The sequence below is a fragment of the Janthinobacterium sp. NFX145 genome (genome assembly GCF_049810325.1).
In the GTDB taxonomy this organism is placed as follows: Bacteria; Pseudomonadota; Gammaproteobacteria; order Burkholderiales; family Burkholderiaceae_D; genus Janthinobacterium; species Janthinobacterium rivuli.
Window position 1 is genome coordinate 6,242,585 of the sequence record NZ_CP187360.1, and the last position, 26,086, is coordinate 6,268,670.

Sequence of the window (26,086 nt, forward strand, 5' to 3'; positions counted from 1 at the left end):
AGCGCTTACATCTTGATGTGCAGACGCTCGCCCCTTGTTTACATATGTTTGATGCGTTCGACCATCTCGGCGCCGAAGGCGATATATGCCTGGGCACCTTTCGAGCTGGGGTCGAAGGTCACGCCGGGCAGGCCGTACGATGGCGCTTCGGCCAGGCGGACATTGCGCGGGATGATGGTATTGAATACCTTGTCGCCGAAATGCTGTTCCAGCTGCGCCGACACTTGTTGCGATAATGTCATGCGCGGATCGAACATCACGCGCAGCAAGCCGATGATCTTCAGATCCGGGTTCAGGTTGGCATGCACCTTCTTGATGGTATTGACCAGATCGGACAAGCCTTCCAATGCGTAGTACTCGCACTGCATCGGAATGATCACGCCATGCGCGGCGCACAGGCCGTTCAGGGTCAGCATCGATAATGCCGGTGGGCAATCTACCAGGATGAAGTCATATTCACTATCCACTTCGGCCAGCGCATCCTTCAGGCGGCGTTCGCGGTTGTCGAGCTCGACCATCTCCACTTCGGCGCCGGCCAGTTCGCGGTTCGACGGCAAGACGTCGAAGCGTCCCGCTTCCGAACGCTGGCGTGCCGTTTTGACATCGGACTCGCCCAACATGACTTCATAGGTCGACGCCTTCAGGCCGGCCTTGTTGATGCCGGCGCCCATGGTCGCATTGCCCTGCGGGTCGAGGTCGACCAGCAGCACGCGCTGGTTCAATTTGGCCAGACCGGCGGAGAGGTTGACGCTTGTTGTGGTTTTACCAACACCACCCTTTTGATTTGCTACACAAAAAATTTTGGCCATGTATCTTCTAGTTGTAAAGAGATGCAAACTTCATCATGCGCCCCGGCATCTGGCCGAAACGATTTATACTGTTTATTTCATTTATACGATATAAATCGTTTATACGGTTTATATAATTTATACCGTATAAATTGTTTATATCATTTATTTTTCGGCTTTTAAGTTCTTGCTATAAATACCAGATGACGCTCTGCATTTAGCCCTGGCACCTGAATCGCTCGTAATTGCGTCACTTGCCAGTCCGCCGGCAGTCGCTCTCTCTCGTCTGGCGGTGCCACCCCTTTCAAGGCGATGAATTGCCCACCCTCGGCCAGCACGTGATTCGACCAGTTGACGAAGTCGGACAGGTCGGCAAAGGCGCGCGAGGTGATCACGTCGAATTTCTGCTGCACTTCCAACTGTTCCACCCGTTTCGTGTACACGGTGACGTTGCTCAAGCCCAGTTCCGCCTTCACTTGTGTCAAAAATGCCGTCTTTTTATGCACCGTGTCGATCATCGACACTTTAATATCAGGCCGCGCGATGGCCAGAACCATGCCCGGCAAGCCGCCGCCGGCGCCCACGTCGAGCACATTCTTGGCATCCGCGAACGCCGGCACGGCGGCCAGCGAATCGAGCACGTGCAAGGTCAGCATCTGCAGGGGGTCGCGCACCGACGTCAGGTTGTACACGCTGTTCCATTTAGCCAGCAAGGCCAGGTAATCGAGCAGTTTTTCCGTCTGATCCGCGCTCAGGTCCAGCCCCAGCGCGGCGATGCCTTCATTCAAAATAGGGGCCAATGCGGCCCGGTCAAACTGCTTCATTCAACAACCTCGTCCTTTAAAGTGGTGGTCTGTATTTCGGCCTGACCTGCACCGAAGCCGCGCTTTTTCAGGTGCACCAGCAGCAGCGAAATGGCCGCCGGCGTCACGCCGGAAATGCGCGAGGCCTGGCCCAGGGTTTCAGGGCGCTGCTTGTCGAGTTTTTGCCGCACTTCGACCGACAGCGCGCCGATATCCAGGTAATTGAAACCTTCCGGCAAAGCCAGGTTTTCATAGTGTTCGTGGCGCTCGATTTCCTTGCTCTGGCGCTCGATATAGCCCGCATATTTGAGCTGGATCTCCACCTGTTCGCGCACGGCGGGGTCCTCCACGCCGGGGCCGGCCAGGGCCTGGCCTTCCATGCCCGTCATGCTCATCAGGGTGTCGTAGGCGACGTTCGGGCGGCGCAGCAAGTCCGCCAGCGAATACTCGCGCTCGATGGCCTGGCCGACGATGCGTTCCGATTCCGCAGCCGCCAGGATGCGCGGATTGACCCACGTGGAACGCAAGCGCTCGAGTTCGCGCGCCACCGCTTCGCGCTTGGTCTCGAAGGCTTGCCACTGGGCGTCGCCCACGCAGCCCAAAGCGCGGCCGATTTCCGTCAGGCGCATGTCGGCATTGTCTTCGCGCAGGCTCAAACGGTACTCGGCGCGGCTGGTGAACATACGGTACGGTTCCTGCACGCCCTGGGTGATCAAATCGTCGACCAGCACGCCCAGATAAGCCTCGGAGCGGCCCGGTACCCAGGCTTCCTTGTCCTGCGTCAGCAAGGCCGCATTCAGGCCCGCCAGCATGCCTTGCGCGGCCGCTTCCTCGTAGCCGGTGGTGCCGTTGATCTGGCCGGCGAAGAACAGGCCGGCGACGGCCTTCGTTTCCAGCGACGCCTTCAAGCCGCGCGGGTCGAAATAATCGTATTCGATGGCGTAGCCGGGACGCAGGATGTGGGCGTTTTCCATGCCCTTCATCGATTGCACCAGGGCGATCTGCACGTCGAACGGCAGGCTGGTGGAGATGCCGTTCGGATAGAACTCGTGCGTCGTCAAGCCTTCCGGCTCGAGGAAGATCTGGTGCGACTCCTTGCCCGAGAAACGGTGGATCTTGTCTTCGATCGAGGGGCAATATCGGGGGCCGACGCCTTCGATGACGCCCGTGTACATGGGGCTGCGATCGAGGCCGGCGCGGATGATGTCGTGCGTCTGGCTATTCGTGTGCGTGACCCAGCACGGCACCTGGCGCGGGTGCATGGACGTGTTGCCCATCACGGAAAATACGGGCACGGGATCGAGGTCGCCCGGCTGTTCTTGCATCACGGAAAAGTCGATCGTGCGGCCATCGATGCGCGGCGGCGTGCCCGTTTTCAAGCGGCCCTGCGGCAGCTTTAATTCCTTCAAACGGGCCGACAGCGAAATGGCGGGTGGGTCGCCGGCGCGGCCAGCCGAATAATTGTTCAAGCCCACGTGGATCTTGCCGTCGAGGAAAGTACCGGCCGTCAGCACCACGGCGCGCGCGAGAAACTTCAGGCCGATCTGCGTGACGGCGCCAACGACGCGGTCGCCTTCAACGATCAGGTCATCGACGGCTTGCTGGAACAGCCACAGGTTAGGCTGGTTTTCCAGGCGCGTGCGGATGGCGGCCTTGTACAAAAGACGGTCGGCCTGGGCGCGCGTGGCGCGAACTGCCGGGCCTTTCGAAGAGTTCAGGATGCGGAACTGGATGCCGGACTCGTCGGTGGCAATCGCCATCGCGCCGCCCATGGCATCGACTTCCTTGACCAGGTGGCCCTTGCCAATGCCACCGATGGAAGGGTTGCACGACATCTGGCCCAGTGTCTCAATATTATGCGTGAGCAATAGCGTCTTCTGCCCCATGCGGGCGGAAGCGAGGGCCGCCTCGGTACCGGCGTGACCACCACCGACCACGATGACGTCGAATTCTGTAGGAAATAACATGATAAATAGGTAACAGTGCAAGTAAAAATGCGGGAAGAGAGCTCCGATTATAGAGTCTTTTTGCAAGCGCAACCTTGCGACGGCCAATTTTTGCTTAATTTTTACTCAGCAGTGGCAAGCCGACGGTCATTTTTGTTTCACGTGGAACACGCAACGGCCCGGAATCGCACCTTCGACAGGGGGCTGCGGTGCTCGGGAATGTTTGCTACAATTGCCGCATCGTCCGCATCCATGGTCACGCCTGTGGCCAGCGGGACGATCATCCAGGAGGACGGCCTCCCCCATCATGGGAACACACCGGGACGGCCCGCTCTGTATAAGGAGCCGCCATGGCCTGGATACTCTTACTGATTGCCGGCATGTTTGAAGTCGTGTGGGCATACTCGATGAAACTCTCCGAGGGTTTCACCAGACTCACTCCCTCCGTCATTACCATCGTCATGATGATCGCCAGCTTCGGCTTGCTGTCGCTGGCCATGCGCACCCTGCCCCTCGGCACGGCCTATACGATCTGGACCGGCATCGGCGCCGTCGGCGCCTTTATCGTCGGCATCGTCTTTCTGGGCGAGCAAGTCAACACCATGCGCGTGTGCGCCGCCGTCCTCATCGTGTGCGGCATCGTGCTGATGAAACTATCGTCCAGCCACTGAGAGGAATCCCATGCTGCTCGAAAACTATTTTCCCGTCCTGCTGTTCATTCTGATCGGCATCCTCGTCGGCATCGTGCCCATGCTGCTGGGACGCGTACTCGGTCCGCACAAACCCGATGCACAAAAACTGTCGCCGTACGAATGCGGCTTCGAAGCGTTCGGCGACGCGCGCATGAAGTTCGACATCCGTTTCTACCTGGTTGCCATCCTCTTCATCCTGTTCGATATCGAAGTCATCTTTCTGATGCCGTGGGCGGCCAACGTGAACGAACTGGGCCTCGCCGGTTTCTGGGCCGTCATGGGTTTCCTGAGCGTGCTGGCCATCGGCCTGGCCTATGAATGGAAACGCGGCGCGCTGGAGTGGGAGTAACCCGCGCATCCTGTTCCACGTGAAACAGGCGCGGGGATGGAAAGCGGAGTAAGCTGGACTTCTGTCCTTATCGTCAGGAGTCCGCATGTCCGCCTTCCAGTTCCGCACCGTGCCGCATCTGATCGTTGAAGCGGGCGCCGCCGCCCAGCTGGGTGCGCATATCGCCCATCACTTCCCCACCGTGCGCCGCGCCCTGCTCGTCACCGACGCGGGCTTTTTGCGCACGGGCCTGGCCGACGCCTCCCTGCACAGCTTGCAAGCTGCCGGCATCGAGGTCCACGTCTTTTCCGAGGTGCAAGCCGACCCGCCCGAAGCCATCGTGCTGGCCGGCGTGGCCCAGGCGCAGATGTTTCACGTGGAACTGATTATCGGCCTCGGTGGCGGCAGCTCGCTGGATGTGGCCAAGCTGATCGCCGTGCTGGCGCCGGGCCACCAGGAACTGGCGCAACTGTATGGCATCGGCAATGTCCACGGCCAGCGCCTGCCCCTCGTGCAATTGCCGACCACGGCCGGCACGGGCTCGGAAGTGACGCATATCGCCATCGTCACCACGGGCGCCACCAGCAAGATGGGCGTGGTCGCGCCGCAACTGTATGCGGACCTGGCCATCCTCGACGCCAGCCTGACCCTGGGTTTGCCGCCCGTCGTGACGGCCGCCACGGGCATCGACGCCATGGTGCATGCGATCGAAGCGTACACGAGCCGCCTGCTGAAAAACCCTTTGTCCGACATGCTGGCCACCCAGGCGCTGTCGCTGCTGTCGAGCAACCTGGTCACCGCCTGCCGCGATGGCAGCAACTTGCCGGCGCGCCAGGCCATGCTGCTCGGTGCCATGCTGGCCGGCCAGGCATTTGCCAATGCGCCCGTGGCTGCCGTGCATGCGCTCGCCTATCCCATCGGTGGACTGTTTCACGTGCCACATGGCTTGTCGAATGCGCTGGTATTGCCGCACGTGCTGCGTTTCAATTTGTCCCACGCGGCGCCCTTGTATGCGCAGCTGGCCACCATCCTGCAGCCCGGCATCGCGGGCAGCGAGGAAGCACGCGCCGTGGCCCTGATCGATACGATGCAGGAGATCGCCCTGGCCACCGGCATCGCGCGCACCCTGCGCGACGTGGGCATCGCTGACAGCGACCTGGACAGGCTAGCCGATGAAGCCATGCTGCAGACGCGTTTGCTCGGCAACAATCCCCGTCCCGTCACACGCAGCGACGCGCGCGCCATCTATGCGGCCGCACTGTGAGCCAGCAAACGGAGCCAGTTCCCCCACCCTGCTACACTGCCGCCATGACGCCTCCCGACATCCCCATTCATCCTGACAGCACCAGCTTTCCGCACGGTGCCTGTGCCGGCTGCCATGACGGCACACCGCTGCCGTTTGCCTTCGAGTATGCGTATCAGCCCATCGTCGACCTCGCCACGCGCAGCATCTATGCGCACGAGGCGCTGGTGCGCGGCCCCAACGGCGAAAGCGCCGCCAGCGTGCTGGCGCAAGTGAACGACGCCAACCGCTACCGCTTCGACCAGGCTTGCCGCGTCAAGGCCGTGGCCGGCGCCGCCAGGCTGGGCATGCAGGGATATCTGTCGATCAACTTCCTGCCCAACGCCGTCTACCGTCCCGAAGTGTGCATCCGCAGCACCCTGGAAGCGGCCAGGCTGCATCATTTCCCTACCGATAAAATCATCTTTGAAGTGACGGAAGGCGAACGGGTACAAGACCGTCCCCATCTGGTCGAGATCTTCCGCGCCTACCGGCGCTTCGGTTTCCAGACGGCCATCGATGATTTCGGCGCCGGCTATGCGGGTTTGAATCTGCTGGCCGAATACCAGCCCGACATCATCAAGATAGACATGGACCTGGTGCGCGACATCGATACGCATGCACCGCGCCAGGCCATCGTGCGGGCCATCGCCAGCCTGTGCCGTGAACTCGGCATCCGCGTGCTGGCCGAAGGCATCGAGACGCGCGCCGAGCGCGATTTTCTTTCCGGCTGCGGCATTTCGCTGATGCAGGGCTACTGGTTTTCCAAGCCCGTCTTCCAGGGTCTGGGCGATATCCCGGATACGGCCTGGGCATAAAAACGGCCACGTGAAACGTGGCCGCAGCGTCCACAGGCGAGACAGCCTAGTTGGGAATATCGACGACAGTCCCCGTCACGCCGATGACATTGCCAGGTGCCGGCGTTGCCGCAATCACCGGCACGTTGACATTCGTGATCAGGGTCGATGCATCGGCACGCGTCACCGTGCGCACTACCTGCGATGGCGGCAAGGCTTGCTTGGCATGCAGGTGTGCATACATGGCATCGAGCGCCCGGTTCAGGTACACGTGCAGCGGCACGATCAGAGTCGGCAAGGCGCTGCTGAAGGAATCGAAGTGGTTGGCGTTGGTCACCTCGATATAGCGCAGCTGGCTGTTCCCTTCCACGGCGGCGTTCAGCCCGACATAGGCGCGCGAGGCGTGATTGACGGGAATCAGGGTGTCGCTGCGGCCGTGCACGATGATGGCCGGCTTGCCATTCAATTTGCCGCTGGCCGCGACCTCGGCCATGCCTGCCCGCACGCGCACGCTTTGCGCAGCCAATGTCCCCTGCAAGTTGGCGCCGCTGACGGTGTCGCGCCCCGTCGCCAGGCTGCGCAGGCACAGGAAGCCGTCGAGCGACTGGTCCGCCAGGCTGTTTGACGGCGACACGCCGGCCGTGTACACCTTGGCGCCGCCCACGCTGTTTTCGTACACGACATTGCCGAGGATGCCGTTTTGCGCGGCGAAGCTGGCCGCCTTTTGCGCCGACGTGAACGTGATCGGATTGCCGCCGCCGTCCGTCTGCGCAAACGTGAAACCGCACACTTTATCGGCCACGGAGAATTTCCCGTAGGCATACGCATACGTGACGGCCACGAGGATGTTCGTGCCCGCGTGCGCCGCCTGCAAGGGATCGGAATCGACCAGCCAGCCATACGCGCGCAAGCGCTGCTTCGCGTCCGCCTGCTGCGCCGCCAGGTCGGCGCCGTTCAAGAGCCCCTTGGCCACCAGCGCCGTGCAGCGTCCCGCATTGCCGGCCACGGAAGCGATGCACGGCTGATACAGGGCCGCATAGGTGGCGTAGTCGAACAGCGCACGGCCGGGATTGGCCACCACCGCCCCGCCCTGGCGCACAGTGTAGGCGCTCGATGCCGCCGGCTGGATTTGCGGCTCGCTGGCCGCCACGCCGCTGATCAAGCCCTTGCTATCCTGTTCCGCCGCCAGCAAGGCCGAGCCGGCACCGTTGGAAATGCTCGAGGCGATCGTGATGGTGTTCTTCGGCGTCAGCCGCACGACGCGCGCACTGCCGTCGCGGGCCAGCACGCCGTAGCGCTCGTTCAACACGTAGTACGCCATCTCGACGGCCTGCAAGGTGACCTTGCCCCAATCCTTTTCCGGATTCTGCTGCGAGTGCGCGTGCTTGAAGGCGATGCGGTTCGGATTGCTGCCCGCCCAGGCCAGCCGCTCGGCGTCGCTCAAGTCCGGCGCGAAGAGCGCATTCTTGCCGGCGGCCACCCTGCCCGCGCGCAGGCCGTTCTGCAGGTTGACGCTGTCGTCCTCGAACACGTACAAGCCCGTGCCCGAACCCTTGTCCGCATACGCCACGGCGCAGCCTTTTTTCAGGCCCCATTCGCCCGAGCTGCCGATGGCGCCGTAGATGCCGCGCGAGCCGCTCGACGTGCCCGTGACGATGCACGCATGGTCGGGGTCGAAGCTGGCCGGCACCTGCACCATCAAGGTGACGTTCTTCTTGCCCGTGCCATCGTCGGCATAGGCGATGTATTCGCTGCCCGCGACCAGGCCCTCGCCCGTGCCCACGTTCCCGGACGCATCCACGTTCGGTCCGTACAAAGTACCGTAGCCGCTGTTGGCGGCAATGTCGAGCACGGCGCGGTAATTGGCGTAGATGGCATTGCGGCGCAGTTCGAGCGGCGTCGGCTGTTCCACGTTCGCATACGCGGGAGTTGCTCCCGCCAGCCCCGTCTTGCCCAGGCCAGCCGTGAGTAAGTCGTTCGTCTTGCCGTCGTAGTCGGCCCGCGTGATGGTGCCCAGGTAGCCGGGCATCTGGTTCAATTCTTCCGGCGCATGGTTGCTGCCGCAGGCTGCCAATGCCAGCAGGGTGCACAGGCTTGCGCCAGTGCCTGCGCGCGTGATCGTCGTTTGCATGGTGGTTCTCTCCGTTAAGGTAACAGTGGACGCACAATGAAAAACGCCGGACGATTCGTCCGGCGTTGCTTGAAAGTCAGACCGCGGCTTTGGCTGGCCTGCCGCCGAAGCGCGCGATGGCTTCGCCGACAATGCCGCGCCGGAACATCAGCACGCAGATGACGAAGATCACGCCGGTCACCATGCCCACCGATTCACCCAGGGTGCCGAACCACTCGATGCCCGTGTGCGTGGCCAGATAGGTACCGACATCGCCCAGCTTGTTTTCCAGCGCGATGATCAAGACGGCGCCAAGGATGGGACCGGACAAGGTGCCCATGCCACCCACCAGTGTCATCAGCACGACCAGGCCCGACATGCCCCAGTACACGTCGGTCAGCGTCTCAAAGCCCAGCACCAGGGTCTTGGTGGCGCCGGCCAGTGCGGCCAAGGAGGCGGACAGCACGATGGCCATCAGCTTGTACTTGTTGACGTCGTAGCCGAGCGAGATGGCGCGCGGTTCGTTTTCCTTGATGGCCTTGAGCACCTGGCCGAACGGCGAGTGGATGGTGCGCACGATCAGGGCGAAGCCGGCAACGAAGATGGCCAGCACGACGTAGTACAACACCGTGTCATTGCCCAGGTCTATCGTACCCAGCAAGGTTCCACGTGGAACACCCTGCAAGCCATCCTCGCCGCCCGTGAACGGCAGGCGCAAGGCCAGGAAGTACACCATCTGCGCCAGCGCCAGGGTGATCATCGTAAAGTAGATGCCCTGGCGGCGGATCGCCAGGCCGCCGATCACCAGGCCCAGCAAGGCACCCGTGGCGACGCCGGCCAGCAAGCCCAGTTCCGTCGGCCAGCCCCAGGTGCGCAGTGCGTAGCCGGTGACATAACCGGCGCCGCCAAAGAAGGCAGCATGGCCAAACGACAGCAAGCCCGTGTAGCCGATCAGCAAGTTGAAAGCGCAGGCAAACAGGGCAAAGCACAGCAACTTCATCAGGAAGACGGGATAGCCGTAAAACGGGGCCGCCAACGCCAGCAGCAAGGCAATGGCGTAGCCTACATTCTTATTCATCGTGGTAGCTCCAATACATGACTGATGAGGATTACTTTTCTTTGCCGAACAGGCCGGCGGGACGCAGCAGCAGCACGATGACCATCACCACGAACACCACGGTGGCCGAGCCTTCCGGGTAGAACACGCGGGTCAGGCCCTCGATCACGCCCAGGCCCAGGCCCGTCAGGATGGAGCCCATGATGGAACCCATGCCGCCAATCACCACCACGGCGAACACGACGATGATCAGGTTCGAGCCCATCAGCGGCGAGACCTGGATGATGGGCGCCGCCAGCACGCCGGCGAAACCGGCCAGGGCCACGCCGAAGCCGAACGTCAACGTCACCATCAGCGGCACGTTGATGCCGAACGCTTCCACCAGTTTCGGGTTTTCCGTGCCGGCCCGCAGGTAGGCGCCGAGCTTGGTTTTTTCGATGACGAACCAGGTCGCCAGGCACACGGTGAGCGAGGCGATCACCACCCAGGCGCGGTAGTTCGGCAGGATCATGAAACCGAGGTCCGTCGCGCCGGCCAGCGCTTCGGGCACGGCATACGGCTGGCCCGAAACGCCATAGAAGGAGCGGAACACGCCTTCCATGATCAGGGTGATGCCGAAGGTCAGCAACAAGCCATACAGGTGGTCGAGTTTATACAGCCAGCGCAGCATGGTCTTTTCGATCAGGATGCCGACCAGGCCGACGAGGATCGGGGCGATGACCAGCATGGCCCAGTAACTGATGTCGAAATAGCTGAGGCCCATCCAGGCCAGGAAGGCGCCCATCATGTACATGGCGCCGTGCGAGAAATTAATAACGTTAAGCAAGCCGAAGATGACGGCCAGACCGAGGGACAACATGGCATAGAACGAGCCGTTGACGAGACCCAGCAGCAGCTGGCTCATCATCGCTTGTATTGGAACGCCGAAAATTTCCATGGCATCACAGTATAAAAAGCACCGCCGAACAGCGGTGTGGTATCAAGGGAAACGCGCCGCCGCAAACGGGTGCGGCGGCGCAAGGCGTACCCTGCGGGCAAAGCGTGCAGGACGGAGCGCCCGCGCACAGGCGGGCGATCCGCAAGGATTGCTACAGCATTACTTCCACAGTGAACACTTCGATTCAGCCTTGGTCACATACGCCTGTGCGCCGGGCACGGTGGCGACCACCTTGTAGTAATCCCATGGATATTTCGACTCGGACGGTTTCTTCACTTCCATCAAATACATATCGTGCACCATGCGGCCATCGGGACGCACTTCGCCATTCTGGGTGAACATGTCGTTGATCTTGGTCTTTTTCAGGTAGGCCATGACCTTCTCGGTGTCGTCCGTGCCGATCGCCTTGACGGCTTTCAGGTAGTTCGCCGCGGCCGAATAGTCGGCCGCCTGCAGCATCGACGGCTCTTTCTTCATCTTGGCGAAATAGCGTTTCGACCAGGCGCGCGTTTCAGGATTCAAGTCCCAGTACCAGCCATCCGTCAGGTACATGCCCTGCGTCAGGTTCAGGCCCAGCGAATGGATGTCATTGATGAAGATCAGCAAGCCGGCCAACTTCATCGATTTCGTCAAACCGAACTCGTTGGCCGCCTTGATGCTGTTGATGGCGTCGCCACCGGCATTGGCCAGGCCGAGGATTTGCGGCTTGGACGATTGCGCCTGCAGCAGGAAGGAAGAGAAGTCCGAGGCGCCCAGCGGATGCTTGACGCTGCCCAGCACCTTGCCGCCGGCCGCCTTGACGACCTCGGCCGTGTCTTTTTCCAGCGAGTGGCCGAACGCATAATCTGCCGTCATGAAATACCAGTTCTTGCCGCCCTGCTTGACGATGGTGCCGCCCGTGCCGCGCGCCAGCGCCACCGTATCATAGGCGTAATGCACGGTGTAAGGCGTGCACTCTTCATTCGTCAGGCGCGAGGAGCCGGCGCCGATGGCGATGAAGATTTTTTTCTTTTCCGCCGCGACCTTGGCCATGGCCAGGCTGGCGCCGGAATTGGTGCCGCCGATCAGCATGTCGACGCCCTGCTGGTCGAACCATTCGCGCGCTTTCGAGGCGGCGATGTCGGCCTTGTTTTGATGGTCGGCGGAAATGAATTCCACCTTCTTACCGGCCAGTACGACGCCAGCATCGGCGATCGCCATCTTGATGGCTTCCGCGCCGCCGAGGCCGTCGACGTCGGAATACACGCCCGACATGTCGGAAATAAAACCGATCTTGATGGTGTCGCCCGATACCTGGGCATGCGCGGCGGCGGACAAGCCCAATGCGCACAGGGTGGCGGTGGCAATGGCGATAGCGTTACGTTTCATAGTGTCTCCGTTGGGATTATTGTTTGCTATTCAGTCGATTGCTGGACGATGACGAGTACAACAGACTACATGGGGACTACACGCCAAGCAGCTCGGTCAGTACCGGCATCTTGGCCTCCAGTTCGGATGCAGCAAAAGTCTCGACGATCTGACCGTGCTCCATCACATAAAACCGGTCCGCCAGCGGCGCGGCAAACCGGAAATTCTGTTCCACCATGACGATGGTGTAACCCTTCGCTTTCAGGGTGGTGATCATGCGCGCCAGCCCTTGCACGATGACGGGCGCCAGGCCTTCGGAAATTTCGTCGAGCAGCAGCAAACGCGCGCCCGTGCGCAGGATGCGCGCCACGGCCAGCATCTGCTGCTCGCCGCCTGACAGGCGCGTGCCCTGGCTGTGGCGGCGTTCCTGCAAGTTCGGGAACATGGCGTAGATTTCCTCCACCGACATGCCCTTCTCGCCACTGGCCAGGGTCGGCGGCAGCAGCAGGTTTTCCTCAGTCGACAGCGAGGAAAAAATGCCGCGCTCTTCGGGACAATACCCGATGCCCAGGTGGGCGATTTTGTGCGTAGCCAAACCTATCGCTTCGACGCCGTTGACCTTGATGGAGCCCGTGCGCGCGCCCGTCAAGCCCATGATGGCGCGCAAGGTGGTGGTGCGGCCGGCGCCGTTGCGGCCCAGCAAAGTCACCACTTCGCCCTGCTCCACTGTCAGATTCACGTCGTGCAGGATGTGCGACTCGCCATACCAGGTGTGCAGCTGTGCGATTTCCAGTGCGGGTGCCTTGTTGCTAACGGTCATCAATGTGCCCCTTCCAGTTCCGCGTGGGTGGTGCCCATGTACGCTTCCATCACTTGCGGATTGCGCGACACTTCCGCGTAACTGCCTTCGGCCAGCATGGCGCCGCGCTGCAGGACGGAAATCTTGTCGCAGATGCCGGAAACCACGCTCATATTGTGTTCCACCATCAAAATCGTGCGGCCAGCAGACACTTTTTTAATCAGCTCCGTCACGCGGTGCACGTCTTCGTGGCCCATGCCCTGCGTCGGTTCGTCGAGCAGCATCATTTCCGGTTCCATCGCCAGGGTGGTGGCAATTTCCAGCGCCCGCTTGCGCCCGTAGGGCATGTCGACCGTGATGGTATCGGCAAACTCCGTCAGGTCGACTTCGGCCAGCAAGGCCATGGCGCGGTCGTTGAGCTGGTTCAATGCCCGTTCGCTTTGCCAAAAGTGGAACGAGGTGCCGAGCTGGCGCTGCAAGCCGATGCGCACATTTTGCAGCACGGAGAGATGCGGGAAGACGGCGGAAATCTGGAAGGAACGGATCACGCCCATGCGCGCGATCTGGGCCGGTTTGGCGGCCGTGATATCTTTCCCATTGAACAGGATCTGTCCGGAAGTGGGGACCAGGAATTTGGTGAGCAAGTTAAAACACGTGGTCTTGCCGGCGCCGTTCGGACCGATCAAGGCGTGGATATGGCCCCGCTCTACCTTCAGGTTCACCTCGCTCACAGCGGTGAAACCCTTGAATTCCTTGGTCAAATTTCTTGTTTCCAAGATTACGTTTGACATCGTGTCTCCTAGTTGTACTTTTTGTACTACTTAGTCATTTTTATAATACACAACTTAAATTTAACGCACAATACAGTATAACTACGGGGATTTTTCGCCAGCCCGAATGGCGCAAACTCGCACGCTTGCCCGGCTATTTCCAGGCCGCGTGTATCATTTGCGCCGCTTTTTCCGCGATCATCACGGTGGGCGAGTTCGTATTACCAGAAGTAATGTACGGCATGATCGAGGCATCGACGACGCGTAAACCCGCCACGCCGATCACGCGCAACTGGCTGTCGACCACGCTCGACGGATCGCTGGCCTGGCCCATGCGGCAAGTACCCACCGGGTGAAAGATCGTGGTGCCGATCTGGCTGGCCGCCTGCGCCAGTTCTTCCTGGCTCTGGAATTGCACGCCGGGCTTGTATTCTTCCGGAGAGAATTGTTTCAGGGCCGGCGCGGAGGCGATGGCCCGCGTCAGCCGCAAGGCATCGGCCGCAACCTTGCGGTCCTGCTCGGTACTCAGGTAATTGGGCACGATCTTCGGCGCCGCGTAGCTGTCGGCCGACGCGATGTGGACATGGCCGCGCGAAGTGGGACGCAGATTGCAGACGCTGGCCGTAAACGCGGGAAACGCGTGCAAGGGTTCGCCGAATTTGTCGAGCGACAGCGGTTGCACGTGATATTGCAGGTTCGGCGTGGCTTGCAGCGGATCGGACTTGGCGAACGCCCCCAGCTGCGACGGCGCCATCGACATGGGCCCGCTCTGGAACAGCGCATATTGCAAACCGATCTGCATCTTGCCCAGCATATTGCCCGCCATGATGTTCAGGGTTTTCACGCCCTGCACCTTGTATACCATGCGCAGCTGCAGATGGTCCTGCAAATTGCCGCCCACGCCGGCGGCATCGACCACGGGAACAATCCCATGCTGCTGCAGCAAGGCGGCCGGGCCGATACCGGACAGTTGCAGCAATTGCGGCGAACCGATGGCGCCCGCCGTCAGCAGGGTTTCCCGTTTGGCCGTCGCCTGCCACTGCGTGCCGCCGCCCGTAAACACGATGCCCGTGCAACGGGGACCCGAGTCCGTGGTCTCGAGCAACAGACGTTCCACGTGGCAGCCCGTCATGATGGTCAGATTCGGGCGGCGCGATGCCGGTTTCAAGAACGCTTTCGAGGTATTCCAGCGGATGCCGCGGCGCTGGTTGACGTCGAAATACGCGCTGCCGCCGTTGTCGCCACCATTGAAATCGCTGGTTTTCGGAATGCCGACCTGCTGCGCCGCATCGCGGAAGGCGTTCAAAATATCCCACGACAGCCGCTGTTTTTCCACGCGCCACTCACCACCAACGCCATGGTTTTCCGAGGCGCCGCCGTAGTAATCCTCGCTTTGCTTAAAGAGCGGCAAGACCTTGTCCCAGCGCCAGGAAGCGTCGTCCGTCAAGTCGGCCCAGTGGTCGTAATCGCCGGCCTGGCCCCGCATATAGATCATGCCGTTGATGGAAGAGCTGCCGCCGAGCACCTTTCCGCGTGGATAGATCAGGCTGCGCCCGCCCAGTCCCGCGTCCGCCTGCGTGGAATACAGCCAGTCCGTGCGGGGATTGCCGATGCAATGCAGATAGCCGACGGGGATGTGGATCCACACGTAATCGTCCTTGCCGCCCGCTTCCACGAGTAAAACGTTGGCATCCTTGTCGCGCGTTAGCCGGTTGGCCAGCACGCAACCTGCCGTGCCGCCGCCCACGATGATGTAGTCGTATTCGCCTGCCGATTCCAATGAAGCTCCTTTCGGTATGCCATCAAGCTGTCGCGCGGCGTGTCTCCCCACCGCGTTCCGCTACCAGAGTCTGTCTTTCTTCATGCATGCATGGCTGCTGAGCCGCCTTGAGATTACCACCAGTGCCGGGCCAGGGCGACATTAATCGTTGCCACGGATACGGACAAGCGTCACGGCCAAGTAAAAAGAGCACAAAACAAGGGGCTGCAAGCTGTGGATAACCATATGGATATCCACAGGGACGATATGTGTGTAAACGAAAAATTTTTTCAGCGGCTTTTTTTTGTCCAGAAACCGTCCCAGGCAGATACAACCCTTACTCAGCGCTTATCCGCACGCCAAGCGATTGTTTACAAGGATAAATCGGCACTTATCCACAGAAGATGCACCCGTTAACTACTATTACTATTCTTGTATACGATCTTGTTAAGGTAAACCCGACAACGCACGCTTTACCTGCTCTGCGCCTTCGGGAAGGCTCGCAAGCCTGTCTTCAAAAAAAAAGCCGACGAGCTACCTTGGCTGACAAAAAAAAATCGCGCCAACAACTGAGCGACGAAAACCGGCACGGCCGGCATCACGCGCACTGCACTGCCAAACCGTTTTGCAAAATGGAAACGTCAACAGACCTGAGCAGGCACAGTGCCAGCAAGCGCTTCGATGTCGAAAAGAGGGGGAATTTACAACGATTGTGGATAAGTCACTTGATATCCACAGGATGACTTGTGCGTAAGCACGAAGTTATACGCAGGCCCGCATTTTATACAATTTTGCTCCTCCCGTGATACAGCGATTATGCACGCTTTATTTTGCGCGTAAACGATTGATCCTGTTGAAAAAAAGCGACTTATCCACAGAAAAAAACGCGTTTACTATTACTACTATTTTTATATATGAATCTATTGTAAACCGACAAAAAAAGCGGAAGTCCGGGGATATTTCCAAAAAGCATGCAAAACCGTCAAAAAAAAAAGCCAACGGCGACGTCACGAGCCACTGCCAAACCGTCTTCCAGGAATCACCTCGATGCCAACCTCGGTGAAAGAACAACGCTCGTGGCCGCTTACTGTTGATTGCCAGACCTGGGTCCATGCTGACGAAGCACGTCAAACATGCCACGACAGCAAGAAAATCCGTGATTTTTGCTTGCAGGTGTGGATAAGTGCCTGCATATCCACAGGATGAGATGTGGGAAAAGTCGATCTTTGTCCACAAGCCGATTTTTATCCCAAACAAGTCCTGCGTAGATACAATGCTTGTGCGCCTACTTTTTTGTGCGCTAAGTTGATGATTTTTCGATGGTATACCGACTTATCCACAAAAAAATGGCCGTTTACTATCACTACTATTTTTATGTATACATCTTTATTTAAAACACAGAGACAAACGCGAACGGTGGAAAAGTCGCCGAAACGGCTGTTTTCACCATGTAAACCGTTTTGCAATCCCAAAAACCTGTAAAAACAGCATGAATTCACACAAAAATATGCGTTTAGGCATCATCAGTGCCTTGCACGAAGAACAGCAGGGGCTGGTAGAAGCCATGCAAGGCCCCCAGAGGCGTTCGCACGGCATGCGCGACTACACCCTGGGAACCCTGTGGAATATCGACGCTGTGTGCGTCCTGTCGCGTCTGGGCAAGGTTGCCGCTGCCATGACAGCTTCTATCCTTGTGGAAAAGTACGGAGTTACCCACATCGTCTTCACCGGCGTGGCCGGCAGTGGGGATAAACGCGTGAAAGTGGGCGATATCGTGGTGGCTGAAGCTCTGTTGCAGCACGATATGGACGCTCGCCCTTTGTTTCCCCGCTTTGAAGTGCCGTTGACGGGCTTGCAGCGCTTTGCCACGGACCTGGAACTGAGCACGCAACTGGCTGGCGCCGCGGAAGATTTCCTGCGTGACGATGTGTCCAGCGTGCTCAAGGCGGCCGATATTGCGCAATTCGGTCTGCAACATGCGCAAGTGCACCGCGGCCTGATCGCCAGCGGCGACCAGTTCATCAGCAGCGCCGCGCATGTGAACCAGCTCAAAGCTGATATCCCCGACCTGCTGGCCGTTGAAATGGAAGGCGCCGCCGTGGCGCAAGTGTGTTTTGAACTGGGCGTGCCGTTTACGGTCATGCGCACCATTTCCGACAACGCCAACGAAGAGGCGGCTATCGACTTCATGCGTTTCGTGCAAACCGTCGCTTCGCCGTATGCGTTGACGGTGATTCAGCAATTGTGCCAGCGCCTGGCTGGCTGATTTTTCATCCAGCGTGCATAAAAAAAGGGCAGAACCACTGGTTCTGCCCTTTTGCGTTGACTGCCTGCTTACATGTTAGACACTCAGCATCATCAAACTCGCGTTACCGCCTGCCGCCGTCGTATTCACGCACAGCGCCCGCTCAGCGACGAGGCGCCACAGGGGGATGACACCCTCCTGCGTGGTGGCGATGGTGCCCACCAGGGCCCCTTCCCGTGCCGCCAGCAGCGGTTTGAGTTGCGCATCCAGGCTAGGCTCGATCATGGCGATCTGGAAATCATGCTTAACCGACGCCAGGCTGCTGACGACCTGGAAGCGATCTTTCAGCGCCGCCGGCAAGTCGCCCGGGATCAACTCCGGCGTTTGCGCCAGTACCAGGGCCTGATTACCGGTGGCCAGCACGGCCGCCAGCTGGTTCATCAAGGTGCCGGACGTGGCGGCAGCGCACAGTATCGTGCCGCGCGCGGCAAAGCTCAGGGTATTGCGCTCGCCGGTCGGACCTGGCAAGACGGTGGTGCTACCCAGCAAGGTCGTGCGCGCATACTCCTGCGCCAGCTGCTCGACCTTGTCGTGGCCGTGCATCTTTGCCCACACGGTCAGCGCATCGAGGGCTGGCGGCGCCTGGCGCTGGTGCTGCGTGCCGGCCGGCGCATTGCGTTGCAGGCGTTTCAGGTACAGGGGACCGCCCGCCTTGGGGCCGGTTCCCGATTTGCCTTCGCCGCCGAACGGCTGCACGCCGACGACGGCGCCGACGATGTTGCGGTTCACATAAATATTGCCCACATGTGCGCGCTTGGTGATGAAATCGATGGTTTCATCGATGCGCGTATGGATGCCCAGGGTCAGGCCGTAACCGCTGTCGTTGATCGATTGCACCAGTTGCGGCAGTTCGGAGCGCTTGTAGCGGATCACGTGCAGCACGGGGCCGAAGACTTCCTGCGTCAATTGCGCCAGCGACTTGATTTCCAGTACGGTCGGGGCAACAAACGTGCCTTTGACGGTCGGCAAATCGAGCGAATAGTGATCGATGGCCATGGTTTTCATCTTGTTGATGTGCGCCAGCAAGTTACTTTGCGCTTCCGCATCGATGACGGGACCGATATCGGTCGCCAGACGGTCAGGATTACCGACGCGCAATTCCTGCATGGCGCCTTTCAGCATATGGATGGTCTTGTCGGCGATTTCCGTTTGCAGGAACAGCACGCGCAAGGCCGAGCAGCGCTGGCCGGCGCTGTCGAAAGCGGACGACATCACGTCCTGCACCACTTGTTCCGGCAAGGCGGACGAATCGACGATCAGGGCATTCTGGCCGCCCGTCTCCGCGATCAGCGGAATGTCGATGCCTTCGGCCACGGCGCGCGCGGACAAGTTGCGGTTGATCAATTGCGCCACTTCCGTCGAGCCCGTGAAAATCACGCCTTTTACGCGCGTGTCATTGCACAGGCCGGCGCCAACGACCTCGCCGCTGCCGGGAAGGAATTGCAGCGCGCCGCGCGGCACGCCCGCCGCATGCAGCAATTGCACGGCGCGGTGGGCGATCAGCGGCGTTTGCTCGGCCGGCTTGGCCAGCACCACGTTGCCTGCCGCCAGGGCGGCGGCCAGCTGGCCCGTGAAGATGGCCAGCGGGAAGTTCCACGGGCTGATGCAGGTGACGGGACCGAGCGCCAGGGTGTTTGGCGCGTGCTCCACCTGCGCCGCGTAGTAGCGCAGGAAGTCGACGGCTTCGCGGATTTCCGCGATCGCGTTCGGCAGGGACTTGCCCGCTTCGCGCACGGCCAGGGCCATCAGCTCGATATGGTGCTCTTCGAACAGGTCGGCGGCGCGCAATAACGCTTGCGCGCGGATCGACGGCTCCGTCGTTTGCCAATCCATGGCGTAAGCGCTGGCGCTGGCCAGGGCCGTTTCCACGTCGGCCGGACCGGCTTCCATGACCTTGCCCACGACATCGTCGTGCTGGGCCGGGTTGTGCAGCATGTGCGTGGGGCCATTCAGGCTGACGGCGCCATCGATCAGCGGCGCGGCCTGCCAGGTCTGCTGCTGCGCCAGGCCGGTGGCCAGGGTGCGCAAAGTGTCTTCATTCGACAGGTCCAGGCCGGCGGAGTTCTTGCGCTCGTTGCCGAACATGTCCAGCGGCAGCGGAATCGACGGGTGCGGCAAGCCGCCCTGCAGGCGCGCCTGCTCGAGCGGATCGCGGATCAGACTATCGATGGCCACGCTTTCGTCGACGATCTGGTTGACGAATGACGAGTTGGCGCCGTTTTCCAGCAGACGGCGCACCAGGTAGGCCAGCAGGGTTTCATGCGAACCGACGGGGGCGTAGATACGGCAGGGCTTGTCGAGGTTATCGCGTCCGACGACCTGGTCGTACAAGGTCTCGCCCATGCCGTGCAGGCACTGGAATTCGTAGTCGGTAATGCCGTCGCGTTTCGCCCAAGTATAAATGGTCGACAGGGTTTGCGCGTTGTGCGTGGCAAATTGTGGGTAGATATCCTTGCTGGCGGCCAGCAGTTTTTGCGCGCACACGAGGTAGGAGACGTCCGTGTAGACCTTGCGCGTGTAGACGGGATAGCCTTCCTGGCCGTCGACTTGCGCGCGTTTGACTTCCGCATCCCAATACGCGCCTTTTACCAGGCGCACCATGAACTTGCGGCCGCTGCGGCGCGCCAGGTCGATCAGGTAATCGATGGCGTACGGGCAGCGCTTTTGATACGCCTGCACCACGTAGCCGATGCCTTCGAAGCCGGCCAACTCTGCATCAAAGGCCAGTGCTTCCATCAGGTCGAGCGACAGTTCCAGGCGGTCCGTTTCTTCCGCATCGATGTTGAAGCCGATGTTGTACTGTTTGGCCAGCAACAGCAGCGCTTTGACTTTCGGCAGCAATTCTTCCATGACACGGGCGCGCTGGGCGCGGCTGTAGCGCGCGTGCAGGGCCGACAGTTTTACGGAAATGCCGGGGCCGTTCTTGATGCCGCGGCCGTTCGAGGCCTTGCCGATGGCGTGGATCGCCGTTTCGTACGAGGCGTAGTAATTGGCCGCGTCCTGCTGCGTCAGGGCCGCCTCGCCCAGCATGTCGTACGAGTAGCGGTAGCCGCGCGTTTCATTCTCGCGGCTGTTCTTCAGCGCTTCCTCGATGGTTTGCCCCGTTACAAACTGGTTGCCCAGCATGCGCATGGCCAGGTCGACACCCTTGCGTATCAGCGGTTCGCCACCTTTGGCGATGAGCTTGGTCATGGCCGAACCGAGGCCCGATTCGCTGCTGGTACTGACCAGTTTGCCCGTGATCAGCAAACCCCAGGTGGCCGCGTTGACGAACAGCGACGGCGATTCGCCCAGGTGTTTTTTCCAGTCACCCTTGCTGATTTTGTCGGCAATCAGGCGATCGGCCGTTTGACTGTCGGGTATACGCAACAGCGCTTCAGCCAGACACATCAATGCAACACCTTCTTCCGACGACAGCGAGAACTCGTGCATCAGTGCATCGACGCCGGAGGCGCGTGTGCGTTTTTGGCGCACGTTCGAGACCAGACGGTGCGCCAGCGCTTGCCCTTCGGCCGTCGTTTCGGTGCTGCTGGGGCGCACTTGTTGCAACAGCCACTGCACGGCGGAAACCTCATCGCGCCTATAGGCGGCGGTGATGGCGGCGCGTTGTGGTGTCGCTTCGGGCAGGATTTCTGCCTGGAACGCAGCAAAAGGAATCGGGGTAAAAGCCGAGGGGCCTGCAGGGTGCATAAGTGCTCTTTACAAGGAAAAGGGGACGAAAACTGACGTAATTCTTGCTCTTTTTTGGTGCAAAAAAATACAGAAAGTCGGACGTTAAGATGATTCGATTGTAAAGGGGATTCTTATGGATTAATTCTGGTAATACAGGGGACTAGCAATAGATAGTTTTTGATGCGACAATTTAACCAAATAATATTAATTTGGGGGTGATGGTAATGCTGGACAAGATCAGTAAGAAAATCTTGATGGAATTGCAGAGCGATGGACGCATCAGCAATGTGGAGCTGGCCGCGCGCGTGAACCTGTCGCCGGCGGCCTGCCTGGAGCGCGTGCGCAAGTTGCACGAATCCGGTTACATCATGGGCTATACGGCCCAGTTGAACCCGCAGCTGCTCGACGTGTCGCTGCTGGTGTTCATCGAAGTGGTGCTCGATCGCACGACACCGGAAGTGTTCGACGCCTTCAAGCATAGCGTACAAATCATTCCAGAGGTACTGGAATGTCATATGGTCGCTGGCGGTTTCGATTACCTGGTCAAGGCGCGCGTCAAGGATATGGCCGCCTACCGCGAATTCCTGGGCAAGACCTTGTTGCAGAAAGGTGTGCGGGAAACCCACACTTATGCCGTCATGGAAGAGGTCAAAAACACCACCAAATTGCCAATTAAGTGACCCTGGTGTAGTGGTCCCGTTTTTCTGATTGAGCTATCGGAACAAATGTTGTAGGGTAGAACTACAATTCTGCTATCCGGTAGCCGGCCTGAAAACGACGCGCAGACGTTGTATTCAGGGTGCAAGGTGGGCAATCGTGCCCACCCGCATACGGCCACAGCACGTCCCTCCCGGGACGTGACGGGTTCGCGCAGCGGGGGACAAATGAAGCAGTTGCAGCATCAGCTGGTGCGTTTCTTTGTATTCACGATCCTGGCCATGGCCGTCGCCTGTTGCCTGGCCTATTTGCTGCTGCTGTCGGGCGGCGAGCATCCCTATCTGATTGCCTGCGTGGGCGCCGCCATCGGCGCCGCGCTGCTGGCGTTTGCCGGGCGTCCGCGCGGCGAACCGGGCTTGCACCAGTTCTCCGACACGGTGGGCAACGCCATCGATGCCATCATGATCGGCGCGGCGGAAACCTCGTATTTTGTCGATTCCGTCAAACAGAAGGTGGAACTCGACGTGCGCACGGCCAGCGACATCGCCGACAGCTCGGTACAAAATGCCGCGATGACGGAAAAGATCGCCGCCAATGCGGAACGGGCCGCCAAGGTGGCCGCCGGCGTGCGCGTGGAAAGCGTGGCGGCGCGCGCCGAAGTGGACCAAGGCTTGCGCCGCATCAATAGCGCCCGCGAGGAAGCGCAAGGCGCTTCCAGCAACATGCTGAGCTTGCAGGAAAAATCCAAACGCATCACGGGCTTTACGGAAGCCATTTCCGATATTTCCGCGCGTACCAACTTGCTGGCGCTGAACGCCGCCATCGAAGCGGCGCGCGCCGGCGAACACGGCCGCGGTTTTGCCGTGGTGGCCGGGGAAGTGCGGCAATTGGCGCAGCGCACCAAGGAAGCCTCCGATGAAATCAGCGTGATGGTGCGCGAAATCAATGAACAGGCAGAAAAAGCCGCGCGTGGCATGAGTTCGTTGGCGGCCGGTGTCACGGAAGCGGCGCGCAATGTGGAAAGCGTGCATGCCTCGCTCAGCCATATCGAAGAATCGTCGGGCGAGTCGGAAGACGAGATCGGGCAAATCGCCCGCGCCTCGCGCGAGCACGTCGACACGACGCAAGTGATCGCCGACGCCATCCTGCAAATCCGCGACAGCATGCTGTCGACGAATGCCGAATTGCCGCGCGCCACGCAGTCGGCCATGGCCCTGGCCGAGCGGGCCGAAGTGATCGCCGGCGCCCTCGGTGAATCGAGCGTGGCCACGCCGCACGACGAGATCCGCGAGGCGGCCCAGCGCGCCGCGCGCGAGGTGGGCAAATTGTTCGAGCAAGCGATCGCGTCGGGGCGCATCACGCGCGAAGCCCTGTTCGACCGCCACTACCGCCCCATTCCGAACACCAATCCGCCCAAGCACAACACGAAGTTCGACGCCTTTACGGACAAGGTGCTGCCCGATCTGCAGGAAGGCGTGCTGGCGGCATTACCCCACCTGGCCTACGCGGGCGCCGTCGACAACAATGGCTATTTTCCAACGCACAACAAGAAGTTTTCCCAGCCGCTGACGGGCGACTACGCCACCGACATGGTCAATAACCGCACCAAGCGCATCTTCAGCGACCGCACGGGCAAGCGCTGCGGCAGCAATACCAAGGCGTTTTTGTTGCAGACGTATAAACGCGACACGGGCGAGGTCATGCATGATTTATCCGTGCCGATCCACGTCGATGGCAAGCACTGGGGCGGTTTTCGCATCGGTTATCGCTCCAGCAATCACGCATAGCAAAACGCCTGATGAGAGATCATCAGGCGTTTTTTCTTGTGCAGGCTACGGTTTATTCAATATGCGGTTTCGGCGCCACGCCGCCGCCGGCCGCCGTCGCCGTCCGTAAAGTGGGTGTGTTCATGCTTTCCAGATGATTGCGTAGCCATTTGTGGGCGGGGCTGCGGGCGTCGCGCTCGTGCCACAGCATGTCCAGGTGGACGGCTGGCAAGGTCAATGGCAAATCCTTGTACAGCAGGGACTCCGTCATGCCCGTCGAGGCGATCAAATGGCGCGGCAAGACCGTGATCAGGTCGGAATTGGCGACCACTCTGCCTGCCGTGAAGAACTGGTTGACCGTCAGCAAAATGCGCCGTTCACGGTGGATCTGCGACAGCGCCTCGTCGATCAAGCCATGCGCGCGGCCGGAAAAACTCACCAATAAATGGTTCGCCGCGCAGTAGTTATCCAGGGTCAATTCCTTGTCGGCCAGCGGATGGCCGCGCCGCATCACGCACACATACTTGCCGGAATACAGGCGCTCGTGGCGGATGGGCGAACCTGTTTCGCTCGACAATTGCGCCGCCACGCCGGGAAAAAAGCCGACGGCCAGGTCGATATCGCCGCGCAGCAGCATCGGGCGCGGTTCGCGCGTGGTCAGCGGCATCATGCGCACGTTGACGCCGGGTGCTTCCCGTTCGATCGAGCGCATCAATGACGGCAGCCAGAACGCGGCCGTCGCATCGGCCATGGCCATGCGGAAGGTGGCGTGGGTTTTCGACACATCGAAGGTTTCCGGCGTGACGGCCGCTTCCAGGCTGGCCAGGGCCGAGCGCACGGATGGCCACAGGGCTTCGGCGCGGGGCGTGGGTTTCACGCCATACGCCGTGCGGATCAGCAATTCGTCACCGAGGCTCTCGCGCAGGCGTTTGATGGCGTTCGATACCGCCGGCTGCGTCATCGCCAGGTGGCCGGCTGCGCGCGTCAGGTTTTGTTCCGTCATGACGGCGTCGAAAACACGCAGCAAGTTCAGATCCAGCGTCAGAAAACTCATGGAAAGCCCAAGATAAAAGTTGAATTGATTACTTAAAATTGATTACTTAGGAGTGTAAACCGCGCCGGGCACGAATATTTTCACTCGTCAAAAAATATTACAGTTTTCCATTCACGATTCATATAATTGGTATCAAGAAATGGAATTAGATTTATATGTTGCACTGCACTATAGTACTGGCAAATTCTATAATGCACTGGAACACTATGTCTACCTTCGCCTCCGCCCTGTACGCAGTATCCGCACCCGTGCTGGAGATTTCCCTGCTGAACACCCTGCAACTCGTGCTGGTGATCGTTGCCGTGGGCGCCTTCGCCCTGCTGTTCAAGCCTTTGCTGGTGGGCATTGCCCGCGCCATGATGCTGGTGGTGCGTCCCAAACTGAGCCGCGAAGAGCGCCTGGCGCGCCAGCAGATGCGCGAAGCGCAAGCCTTGCAGCGCACCTTGGGCAAGATGGATGGTGTGTCGCCAAGCAACGCCGCCGAACTGCGCGCCCTGTCGACCCGCGCATAAGCTCGCTGTTGCAGAAAGACAAGCCGGCGCGAGCCGGCTTTTTTTACGCCCGCGTTTTCGTTCAGGCCATGTCACCCAGCAAATGCGCGCGCAACACCGTGTCCGCCGGATGGGCGCCGATCCAGATTTTCAGCAGCGCATTGTAAAAAGCCAGATCCGGCACCGTGTCGCCCACCTGCTTGCCGTTCAGCTTGCACAACGTTCCCTCTTCCGGCAGCCAGTCCACGGTGAGAATGTCGCCCTTTTTCAGGCCGGGCACCATTTCGAACATGGCGCCGAACTGCATCGTCTGGCTCAGCAGGCGTGTGCGGTCGGCCTGCTCGGAACTGCGCTTCAAGCCCTGCATGAAGGCTTGCCCCAGTTCGTCGGAAGTGATGTCGCGCAGCATGACGATTTCCAGGCGGCGCGGTCCGGGCAGGGCCAGGATGTCGGCCAGCTGGGTTTTCTTTTCAGGCAGGTACAGCGCGATCGTGTAGACCTTGAAGATGACCTTGTAGCGCACGCCGGCGCCGTTGAGTTTTAATTCGCGGCTGGCCAGCTGCACCGTGTCGTCCAGCTTGACGCCGCCGATCTCGACGGCCAGCGCCGGCTGTGCCAGGACGGCGCTCAGGCAGGCGGCCGCGAGGGAGCGGCCCAAACGGGATGTGCGTATTTGCATCTTCTACCTCCGTGGAAACCATGGGCTGTGGATAAGTCAGCACACAG

General features: G+C 60.2%; 21 protein-coding genes. 8 read left to right on the forward strand and 13 right to left on the reverse strand.

The window, feature by feature from the left end:
* Positions 1-38: 38 nt before the first annotated feature.
* From ACPJXG_RS28060 to mnmG, 3 genes are all read right to left on the reverse strand, one after another.
* Positions 39-809: a ParA family protein gene (locus tag ACPJXG_RS28060; RefSeq protein WP_046681849.1), complete on the reverse strand. Its 771-nt coding sequence runs from the start codon at positions 807-809 to the stop codon at positions 39-41.
* A gap of 158 nt (positions 810-967) precedes the next feature.
* Positions 968-1,612 (reverse strand): 16S rRNA (guanine(527)-N(7))-methyltransferase RsmG, encoded by a 645-nt coding sequence (gene rsmG, locus ACPJXG_RS28065; protein WP_425252942.1) that lies wholly within the window; start codon positions 1,610-1,612, stop codon positions 968-970.
* On the reverse strand, positions 1,609-3,558 hold the full coding sequence (mnmG, locus tag ACPJXG_RS28070) for a tRNA uridine-5-carboxymethylaminomethyl(34) synthesis enzyme MnmG (RefSeq protein ID WP_176387854.1): 1,950 nt from the start codon (positions 3,556-3,558) through the stop codon (positions 1,609-1,611). The genes rsmG and mnmG overlap by 4 nt, the downstream gene beginning before the upstream one ends.
* 329 nt (positions 3,559-3,887) lie before the next feature.
* On the opposite strand from mnmG, the gene sugE reads away from it, so the two are divergent.
* From sugE to ACPJXG_RS28090, 4 genes are all read left to right on the forward strand, one after another.
* Positions 3,888-4,208: a quaternary ammonium compound efflux SMR transporter SugE gene (gene sugE / locus ACPJXG_RS28075; protein ID WP_035823456.1), complete on the forward strand. Its 321-nt coding sequence runs from the start codon at positions 3,888-3,890 to the stop codon at positions 4,206-4,208.
* Positions 4,209-4,218: 10 nt separating this feature from the next.
* Entirely contained in the window at positions 4,219-4,578 is a 360-nt protein-coding gene (locus ACPJXG_RS28080) for an NADH-quinone oxidoreductase subunit A (protein ID WP_425252943.1), read from the forward strand.
* An 85-nt stretch (positions 4,579-4,663) separates the two neighbouring features.
* Complete coding sequence (locus ACPJXG_RS28085; RefSeq protein ID WP_425252944.1) at positions 4,664-5,821, forward strand: iron-containing alcohol dehydrogenase; 1,158 nt, start codon at positions 4,664-4,666, stop codon at positions 5,819-5,821.
* Between the two features lie 44 nt (positions 5,822-5,865).
* The gene (locus ACPJXG_RS28090) at positions 5,866-6,657 is read left to right on the forward strand and encodes an EAL domain-containing protein (protein WP_217916687.1); all 792 of its coding nucleotides are present in this window, start codon (positions 5,866-5,868) and stop codon (positions 6,655-6,657) included.
* Between the two features lie 46 nt (positions 6,658-6,703).
* Here ACPJXG_RS28090 and ACPJXG_RS28095 read toward each other — a convergent pair whose 3' ends face one another.
* The 7 genes from ACPJXG_RS28095 to ACPJXG_RS28125 form a co-directional block, all read right to left on the reverse strand.
* On the reverse strand, positions 6,704-8,767 hold the full coding sequence (locus tag ACPJXG_RS28095) for a 3-hydroxybutyrate oligomer hydrolase family protein (protein ID WP_425252945.1): 2,064 nt from the start codon (positions 8,765-8,767) through the stop codon (positions 6,704-6,706).
* Positions 8,768-8,843: 76 nt separating this feature from the next.
* Positions 8,844-9,824 (reverse strand): branched-chain amino acid ABC transporter permease, encoded by a 981-nt coding sequence (locus ACPJXG_RS28100; protein WP_035823444.1) that lies wholly within the window; start codon positions 9,822-9,824, stop codon positions 8,844-8,846.
* 31 nt (positions 9,825-9,855) lie between these two features.
* The gene (locus tag ACPJXG_RS28105; protein ID WP_034783850.1) at positions 9,856-10,740 is read right to left on the reverse strand and encodes a branched-chain amino acid ABC transporter permease; all 885 of its coding nucleotides are present in this window, start codon (positions 10,738-10,740) and stop codon (positions 9,856-9,858) included.
* Between the two features lie 159 nt (positions 10,741-10,899).
* A complete protein-coding gene (locus ACPJXG_RS28110) occupies positions 10,900-12,108 on the reverse strand; it encodes an ABC transporter substrate-binding protein (RefSeq protein WP_176387850.1) in 1,209 nt (402 codons plus the stop codon).
* Between the two features lie 76 nt (positions 12,109-12,184).
* Positions 12,185-12,907: an ABC transporter ATP-binding protein gene (locus ACPJXG_RS28115; RefSeq protein WP_225243138.1), complete on the reverse strand. Its 723-nt coding sequence runs from the start codon at positions 12,905-12,907 to the stop codon at positions 12,185-12,187.
* A complete protein-coding gene (locus tag ACPJXG_RS28120; protein ID WP_035823437.1) occupies positions 12,907-13,677 on the reverse strand; it encodes an ABC transporter ATP-binding protein in 771 nt (256 codons plus the stop codon). Before ACPJXG_RS28120 ends, ACPJXG_RS28115 begins: the two co-directional genes overlap by 1 nt.
* 133 nt (positions 13,678-13,810) lie before the next feature.
* The gene (locus ACPJXG_RS28125; protein WP_425252946.1) at positions 13,811-15,436 is read right to left on the reverse strand and encodes a GMC family oxidoreductase; all 1,626 of its coding nucleotides are present in this window, start codon (positions 15,434-15,436) and stop codon (positions 13,811-13,813) included.
* A 1,468-nt stretch (positions 15,437-16,904) separates the two neighbouring features.
* Between ACPJXG_RS28125 and ACPJXG_RS28130 the strand changes: the two genes are divergently transcribed.
* Complete coding sequence (locus ACPJXG_RS28130; RefSeq protein ID WP_081922645.1) at positions 16,905-17,681, forward strand: 5'-methylthioadenosine/adenosylhomocysteine nucleosidase; 777 nt, start codon at positions 16,905-16,907, stop codon at positions 17,679-17,681.
* 75 nt (positions 17,682-17,756) lie between these two features.
* Here ACPJXG_RS28130 and putA read toward each other — a convergent pair whose 3' ends face one another.
* The gene (gene putA / locus ACPJXG_RS28135; RefSeq protein ID WP_425252947.1) at positions 17,757-21,410 is read right to left on the reverse strand and encodes a trifunctional transcriptional regulator/proline dehydrogenase/L-glutamate gamma-semialdehyde dehydrogenase; all 3,654 of its coding nucleotides are present in this window, start codon (positions 21,408-21,410) and stop codon (positions 17,757-17,759) included.
* 206 nt (positions 21,411-21,616) lie between these two features.
* Here putA and ACPJXG_RS28140 point away from each other — a divergent pair, with 206 nt between their 5' ends.
* Together ACPJXG_RS28140 and ACPJXG_RS28145 are read left to right on the forward strand one after the other, a co-directional pair.
* A complete protein-coding gene (locus tag ACPJXG_RS28140; RefSeq protein WP_010393827.1) occupies positions 21,617-22,072 on the forward strand; it encodes an Lrp/AsnC ligand binding domain-containing protein in 456 nt (151 codons plus the stop codon).
* A gap of 204 nt (positions 22,073-22,276) precedes the next feature.
* Positions 22,277-23,836, forward strand: a complete 1,560-nt coding sequence (locus tag ACPJXG_RS28145; protein ID WP_425252948.1) for a methyl-accepting chemotaxis protein — start codon at positions 22,277-22,279, stop codon at positions 23,834-23,836.
* A 52-nt stretch (positions 23,837-23,888) separates the two neighbouring features.
* On the opposite strand, the gene ACPJXG_RS28150 is transcribed toward ACPJXG_RS28145, so the two are convergent.
* Complete coding sequence (locus ACPJXG_RS28150; RefSeq protein ID WP_034752642.1) at positions 23,889-24,869, reverse strand: LysR family transcriptional regulator; 981 nt, start codon at positions 24,867-24,869, stop codon at positions 23,889-23,891.
* Between the two features lie 206 nt (positions 24,870-25,075).
* Here ACPJXG_RS28150 and ACPJXG_RS28155 point away from each other — a divergent pair, with 206 nt between their 5' ends.
* Positions 25,076-25,381 (forward strand): hypothetical protein, encoded by a 306-nt coding sequence (locus ACPJXG_RS28155; RefSeq protein ID WP_035823429.1) that lies wholly within the window; start codon positions 25,076-25,078, stop codon positions 25,379-25,381.
* Between the two features lie 61 nt (positions 25,382-25,442).
* On the opposite strand, the gene ACPJXG_RS28160 is transcribed toward ACPJXG_RS28155, so the two are convergent.
* Entirely contained in the window at positions 25,443-26,039 is a 597-nt protein-coding gene (locus ACPJXG_RS28160; protein WP_176387846.1) for a chalcone isomerase family protein, read from the reverse strand.
* Positions 26,040-26,086 lie beyond the last annotated feature (47 nt).